The following is a 6286-nucleotide window of genomic DNA, read 5'->3' on the forward strand; positions in this document are numbered from 1 at the left end:
AAACAATCAAGTGGTGGGCATTGCCCACCCAACTTAACTTAACCTAACTTAATAGTATAAGGACTGGTCAACTTATCCAATTGCTGCACCAAGAGACTTAGGAACAAGCCCACATCCGTCACCACACCAACAGACTCTATGGAACCGCGATCGCTCAACTTCGTCACTACCGCTGGATTGATATCAACACAAACCATCTTTACCCCGGAAGGAGTCATATTTCCCACGCCAATCGAATGCAGCATCGATGACAGCATCAAAATCATATCCGCACCTTTGAGCAACCTAGCGTACTCAGTTTGCGCTTTAATCAAATCCATTTCCGTATCTGGCAAAGGACCGTCATCCCGGATCGATCCAGCAAGACAAAACGGTACGCCATTGCGTACACACTCATACATTACGCCACTAGGAATTACCCCAGCCTCAACTGCCTTAGCAATACTACCATAGCGACGAATCGTGTTAATCACCTTTAAATGATGTCGATGTCCTCCACGGACAGCAACACCTCGCTTCATATCCACACCTAGGGAAGTCCCCATCATCGCTTGCTCGATGTCATGAACTGCGATCGCATTTCCACCCAGCAACGCCTGAACATATCCTTCTCTAATCAGCTGCGACAGGTGTTCGCCACCCCCAGTATGTATTACCACAGGTCCAGCCGTTACAGCAACTTTACCGCCAGCATCGCGGATTTTCCGTAATTCCCAAGCCACTTGCTCAACAACCAGTTCCACGCGCCGCTCGCTAGAAACCCCAGCCGACATAAAGCTAAATTCCTGAGCATTCCGTTGTTCGCGAGATTCTGTTTTCCGGATAGTACGGATACCTTGTACGTCAACAACAACGCGTTCCCCAACTTCCAAGTCACGTAAAATTTTACATTGTGCTAACAAGCCATTGGGAGTTTGAGAAATTGCGATCGCACCATCCATGCGCTGGTTGTGTACCTTTACCCACTCACCATCAATCCGCACTTCAGTCGGATAAATTGTGGTGACATAAAAATCATCAGGTGCAACTCCAGGTAGAGTCACGGGTTCGAGCTTAGCATCCCGCTCATCCTGCGGTAAATCGACCGCACCCAAATCAATCAGAAGAGAGAGAATAGTTTCCATCACTTCATGAGAAGGTGCTGACACTCTCACCTCCGCCGCTGAAGTACTTTGCCGTTGTTCTCCCAATGAAAAATTCAGGACTTGGAAACTACCACCGTTATCGACAATTAAATCCAAAGCACGGTTAATCAAACCAGAGTCCAGCAAATGCCCTTCAATGCGGAAGATGCGACTTTCAACCAATACGTTGGCATGAACTTCTTCCCGTACTGGTTCGGTGACTCGCAGTGTCAAGCACTTAGCCGCACCCCCAGCTTTCAAGAATTCAGACAGTGGAGTTTCAATGACTTGAAACCCGACTTGTGCCAGACGTGCTTTTAAAGCATCAGAAGCTTTATTCATGACAACAATGTGGTCAACATTCACCGCATTGCAAGAGAAGTTAACCGCATCTGCTTCTGCAATAGCAATGCGCTTATCTTTGTGAACCCGCATTTCGATCAAACGATTGGAGTAGGAATCAAAAGCGGGAGGGTAGTATAGCAGATAGCCATTACTTAAAGGACAGAAGCAAGTATCTAGATGGTAAAATCGCTCATCAATCAAGCGCAAAGACAGCACCTCAATATCCAGCCATTTTGCCAGGTAGGGGTGAGAATCTAACTCTGTTCGGAAACCATATCCAGCCCACAGCCAGCGTCCTTCCCGATCCAGAAGTGCGTCTCCCGCACCCTCAAATGGTAAATCTTTAGGCAGTTCGTAAACAGTGTAGCCGTTGTCTTCAAACCACTGCTTGAAGTAAGGTTCCTCCCCCTGACGCTCTTTGTGTAAAAAACGACTCAGGACAACGTTTTTCCCTAACAACAAGCCAGCGTTAGCTGTAAACACCATATCTGGCCAACCTTTCTGAGGTGGCACCAAGTCTACAATTGCATATTCTTTAAGGATATGATGCAGTTTCTCCCACTGTTCTACAGCACGTTCTTGAGATGACTTGTGAATGTTCCCTTCCATCCAAGGGTTAATAACGTAGTCCACATCATAGTGGTCGGGGGAGCACATCAAAAAGCGAATCCGGGAATCCATAAAAGTTTACAGTTGGGGTTAGATGCTAAACCTTTTTTGCCTTTTTTTTCAATACAGATTTTTGTTTGAGCTTTTTTCTGTAGAATTTACTACATTTCTGTAAAAATTTCTACTGATTAAGTTAATAAAGGCACAAAGGTCATGCTATATTCTAGCCCTAGTGTGCAAGGTATCAAACAGGAGAGATAACGAAGTTGCCCTCATCCCCAACCCTTCTTCCTTAGGGAGAAGGGAGTTGGACTTAAAGCTTTGGAATTATGCTGTAATTCGGCAATACCGCTTGCTTAGTTTGTTTCTCCTCTGTATATTCGCTTAGAGTTTACCGTTACGAGTATTGTTAATTTTTGCTAAGCTCCTTTTCCTTTTTACAGGTTCTCCTTGAGAACGAGAAAATACTAACCATAAGAATAAATCATTCCATCCATGTATATACAGCATATCTACTCAACAAAAGTACTCAATCTTTAGCCACCCATGTATATACACGTTGGTGTACATATTTTTAGATCGCATCCTCATTGCGAGCAATGATTTCAATAATTTCACTCCGGGTCAGTTGATTTTTAGCTGCGATCGCAGCCAAGTTTTCCCAAGCTGTATCTGTCAGTCGGATAGATCTCAGACGCTTGGGTTCGGAATAGTCTCGCTCAAATTTCCCAGAATCCTTACGGTTACGTCTTTGAGATTTTTGCTTCGTTCCTGAAAATGGATCTGATGGTGAAGGCTGTGGAGTTTGTTTGGCTGCAAACAAGCCAACCAAGTTGTCGATCAGGCGATCGCGTTCCATAGGTAGAATGTCTTTACCATGGAATACTTCCTGAACCAACATGAAATGAACCAACGCCCCCAAAAAAATTCGTGCAGATGCTTCTGGATCGGGTAGATTGAGAGGACTGCAAGCCAGAAATTGAGTGAGGTCTTGTAAAGCTGGTTTTTCCATGTTACGAACAAAAGCTCGTGCTAATTCCGGAAAGCGTCCCGATTCACCAGCTACCAAGCGCATTAATCCCATAACCCGTTCATCGCCTGTTGCTTTATCCATAAGGGAAACTGCTACTAAGCGCAGAATATCAGACACTTCACCCTCCGCTGAGAGGGCTTTTTGAGGATTAAAAGCAGCTTGATACTGCTTGAGGATCAATTCTTGTATGAGGGCAGTAAATAATCCTTCCTTATCCTGAAAATAATTATAAACAGTTGCCTTAGATACACCCGCTGCTGCTGTGACCCGATCCATTGTTGTAGCAGCATATCCATGTGTTAAGAACTCTTGTATTGCTCCTGAGAGAATGGCTTCAACCTTCTCTTCGGAAAGCTTGCGCTCTGGAGTCTGGTCTTCTGTTTCTTTCATTTTAAATAAGGCTACATTATATAGTGTTTTCTTTGAATTGTCAGAAAATAAGTCTGACAAACAGGTTTTCTACTAAATAGCGAGTTTTTCTATCCTACAGCTTTTCAATAACTATATTTTATGTATGCGCTCTCCCCTTGACATCCATATACTGTACAGTTTAGTTTATAAATAAGCAAGAAAACTAAACAGTTTAGTTAATGTCATAACTGACGAGGCAAATCACCTATGGTGAGTGATGCAACAAAGACAACATCTAACAGTTCTGTATCTTTCAAACAAAAGCGCCACCCCGTGTTCGTCTTAGGAATTGCCACAACTCTCGTTATTAGTGGAGTCACAATCTACCAACTTCAGCAGTTTCAGGCGAAAGAATCGAGTCAGCCTCAAGTACCTCAAGCGATCGCACCTAAAGTCACAAAGGTTGTTGCTTTAGGAAAGCTAGAACCACAGGGAGAAGTCATTAAAGTTTCAGCACCCACATCCTCTCAAGAAAATCGAGTCGAGCAACTCTTGGTAAAGGAGGGACAAGAAGTCAAAGCAGGACAAGCGATCGCCATTCTTGATAGCAAAGATAGACTTCAAGCCAGTTTAGTCAAGGCGCAAGAACAGGTAAAAATCAAGCAAGCAAACCTTGCTCAGGTTAAAGCGGGTGCAAAACGCGGTGAGATTGACGCCCAAAGAGCTCAAATTGACAGATTAAAAGCCCAGTGGGAGGGAGATCAAATCGCTCAAGAAGAAACCATAGCTAGAATTAAAGCGCAATGGGAAGGAGATAAAACAGCGCAACAAGCAACCATTGGAAAACTAGAAGCAGAATTGAATAATGCTCGCTCTGAATACAAACGTTACGAGCAGCTTGCAATAGAAGGTGCGATTTCTAAATCTTCTTTTGACAGCAAACGTTTGAGTTTAGATACAGCAACACAGCAGCTTAACGAAGCCAAAGCAGTCCTAAACCGTATCGATAGCACGAGTCGCAGACAACTGAGCGAAGCCCAAGCTGTTCTTTCCCGCATCAATACCACCGGTAAGCGACAAGTTAATGAAGCTCAAGCCACATTGCAAAAGATAGCCGAAGTCCGCCCGGTGGATATAGAATTGGCTATAGCAGAAGTCAACGACGCTATAGCAGAAGTCAATCAGGCTAAGAAAAATTTAGAACAAGCTTACGTGCGATCGCCACAAAACGGTCAAATTTTAGATATACACACGCGTGCGGGCGAAGTCGTATCGCAAGATGGCATTGTTGAAATTGGACAAACAAGCCAAATGTACGTTGTTGCAGAAGTCTATCAAAGTGATATTAATAAAGTGCGTCTGGGACAGCAAGTGAGAGTCACGAGTGATTCTTTCTCAAAAGAATTGCAAGGAAAAGTTGATTTAATAGGCTTGCAAGTGAAGCGCCAAAGCGTTGTCAACACAGATCCCAGCAGCAATATTGACGCCAGAGTTGTGGAAGTCCATATACGACTCGATAATGCTTCCAGTACAAAAGCAGCAAAGTTAACTAACTTACAAGTCAAGGCGGTGATTGAGATTTGATCGGATTTATCCAACAATTACAACGACGAACTCCTTTAGGATGGCTGCAACTGAGTCGCGAAAAAAGCCGTTTGCTTGTAGCATTATCAGGGATAGCCTTTGCTGATGTTCTCATGTTTATGCAGCTGGGTTTTCAAAGCGCTTTGTATGACAGTAATACACGCCTCAACCGAGTTTTGGATGCAGATATTGTTTTAATCAGCCCTAAAGCTCGTAATATGCAAAATTTATCCACATTTTCCCGACGGCGATTGTATCAAGCATCTTCTCTTTCAGGAGTGAAAGCAGCAGAAGCAATGTACGTTAACGTCATTACGTGGAAAAATCCTCAAACTCGCAGCGAAACAGCCATTCAAGTTATGGGTATTAATCCCGACCGTTCGGCTTTCCAGCTAGCAGAAGTCAACCAACAGTTAGATAAGATAAAACTGACAGATAACTTTTTATTTGACCGAGATTCTAAAGGAAAGTATCAGGAAGTTATTGCTCAAATTGAACAAGGAAAAACAGCAACAACTGAAATAGAAAATCGAACCATTACGCTTGCTGGGTTATTCAAACTGGGAACTTCCTTTGGGGCTGATGGTAACTTAATTACCAGCGACCAAAACTTTTTACGGCTATTTCCCAAGCGAGAAGCAGCAAGTATTAATCTAGGTTTAATCTACCTTGAATCTGGCTATAATGCAGAACAGGTAGCTGTAGCGCTACAAAATTACTTACCGGATGATGTCAAAGCTTTAACCCACGAGCAATTTATTCAATTTGAGCAAAACTTTTGGCAATCAGAAAGCCCTATTGGTTTTATCTTTGGGGTGGGAGTCTCAATGGGATTCATGGTTGGGATCATCATCGTATATCAAGTCCTTTCCACAGATGTCAATGCCCATCTTAAAGAATACGCTACCTTCAAAGCAATGGGATATCAAAATCTCTATTTACTTGGAGTCATATTTGAAGAAGTTATTATCTTAGCATTTCTAGGCTTTATTCCTGGGGCTATAGTACCCCTCGGTCTTTACTCTTTAACCAGAAATGCAACCAACCTACCCATTTACATGACTCTCTCACGAGCTGTATTCGTCCTTATCCTCACCATCATTATGTGTCTCATATCGGGTGCGATCGCTACTCGAAAACTGCAATCAGCCGATCCTGCGGATATGTTTTAGCTAATGGCTAATGGCTAATGGCTAATGGCTAATGGTGAGACCAGCCCTGTAGGCGGGTTTCCCGCCGT

At 43.4% G+C, this 6286-nt stretch carries 4 protein-coding genes; 2 read left to right on the top strand and 2 right to left on the bottom strand.

The genetic code is table 11. The features are described from left to right. Window positions 1–38 precede the first annotated feature (38 nt). Window positions 39–2150, bottom strand: coding sequence for a bifunctional arginine dihydrolase/ornithine cyclodeaminase (gene argZ, locus AB0756_RS38605; RefSeq protein ID WP_038079521.1), 2112 nt, complete (start codon window positions 2148–2150; stop codon window positions 39–41). A 502-nt stretch (window positions 2151–2652) separates the two neighbouring features. Then, a complete protein-coding gene (locus tag AB0756_RS38610) occupies window positions 2653–3501 on the bottom strand; it encodes a TetR/AcrR family transcriptional regulator (RefSeq protein ID WP_038079520.1) in 849 nt (282 codons plus the stop codon). A gap of 228 nt (window positions 3502–3729) precedes the next feature. Here AB0756_RS38610 and AB0756_RS38615 point away from each other — a divergent pair, with 228 nt between their 5' ends. Beyond that, entirely contained in the window at window positions 3730–5046 is a 1317-nt protein-coding gene (locus AB0756_RS38615; protein WP_038079516.1) for an ABC exporter membrane fusion protein, read from the top strand. Then, window positions 5043–6218, top strand: coding sequence for an ABC transporter permease DevC (gene devC / locus AB0756_RS38620; RefSeq protein ID WP_038079515.1), 1176 nt, complete (start codon window positions 5043–5045; stop codon window positions 6216–6218). The genes AB0756_RS38615 and devC overlap by 4 nt, the downstream gene beginning before the upstream one ends. The last annotated feature ends 68 nt before the right edge of the window (window positions 6219–6286 follow it).

Origin of the sequence: Tolypothrix campylonemoides VB511288_2, from assembly GCF_045999855.1 — a bacterium.
GTDB lineage: Bacteria > Cyanobacteriota > Cyanobacteriia > Cyanobacteriales > Nostocaceae > Scytonema > Scytonema bouteillei_A.